The sequence below is a fragment of the Streptomyces sp. 8L genome, from assembly GCF_020176795.1.
In the GTDB taxonomy this organism is placed as follows: Bacteria; Actinomycetota; Actinomycetes; order Streptomycetales; family Streptomycetaceae; genus Streptomyces.
On sequence record NZ_JAIUKE010000916.1, the window covers coordinates 1 to 1,032 of the forward strand.

General features: G+C 75.1%; 1 protein-coding gene. It reads right to left on the minus strand.

Features of this window, described 5'->3' with window-relative positions; genetic code table 11:
* Positions 1–97: 97 nt before the first annotated feature.
* Positions 98–982 (minus strand): SIS domain-containing protein, encoded by an 885-nt coding sequence (locus LCE31_RS39860; RefSeq protein WP_225023193.1) that lies wholly within the window; start codon positions 980–982, stop codon positions 98–100.
* Positions 983–1,032: the final 50 nt, after the last annotated feature.

A 1,032-nucleotide genomic window follows, 5' to 3' on the forward strand; every position in this document is an offset into this window, starting at 1 on the left:
CCGCGGTACCGGCCCCGGCCCCGGCCCGGCGGGGCCGGTACCGCGGTGTGCTTGTGCGGTCCGCCGGTGCGGGGAACCGCCCGCCGGGCGCGGCCTGTTACGGGCGCGGCTCCAGCACGACGGACCGGGTGAGGCTGCGCGGGCGGTCGGGGTCGAGACCGCGGCGCCGGGCGGTGGCCTCCGCGAGCCGCTGCACCCGGACCAGGTCGACCTGGGGGTCCTGGGGGAAGTCGACGAAGGCTGCGCCGGTGAGGGCCACGTCCTGCGCGAGGTCTCCGCCGTCCTCGCCGAAGTGCCACACGACACGTCCCGGGGCCGCGATGCTGATCGGGCCGTGCCGGTACTCCATGCTCGGGTACGACTCCGTCCACGCCTGGGCGGACTCCCGCATCTTGAGCCCGGCCTCCCGCGCGATGCCGTGGGCCCAGCCGCCGCCGAGGAACGTGATCTGCTCGGCGGCCAGCCACTCCTCGGCGAGCGGCTCGGCGAGCACGGACCGCGCCGCCGACGCCAGGGGCTCGATGTCCTCGCCGAGCGAGGCACGGAGCGCGGCGAGCGCGGTCGTCGCGAACAGCGTCTGGACCACGGAGCGTTCGTCGGCGAAGGAGAGGTCCACGACATGGCCGGCCGCGGCCACGACCGGTGTGTCGAGGTCGGCGGTGAGCGCCGTGGTGGGACAGGTGTCCCTCAGCCTCCCCAGGATGTCGAGGACTTCGGTGGTGGTGCCGGAGCGGGTGATCGCGACGACGCGGTCGTAGGAGCGGCCCGAGGGGTACTCCGACGCCGTGAAGAAGTCGGTCTCGCCGAGCCCCCGGGACTCGCGCAGGACGGCGTACGCCTCGGCCATGAACCAGGAGGTGCCGCAGCCGACGACGGCGACACGCTCCCCGGGCGAGGGCAGGTGGTCGCAGGCTGCCGCCACGGCGGCGGCCCTGAGCCAGGCGTCCGGCTGGCGGGCGATCTCGTCGCTGGTGAAAGACATGCGTGCTCCTTGCTGAGGACGTGGGGTGGGCACGGGCCCGGGGTGTGGGC

Coding starts and splice junctions, on each gene's coding strand:
- LCE31_RS39860 (WP_225023193.1), bottom strand. CDS start 982: ATGTCTTTCACCAGCGACGAGATCGCCCGCCAGCCGGACGCCTGGCTC.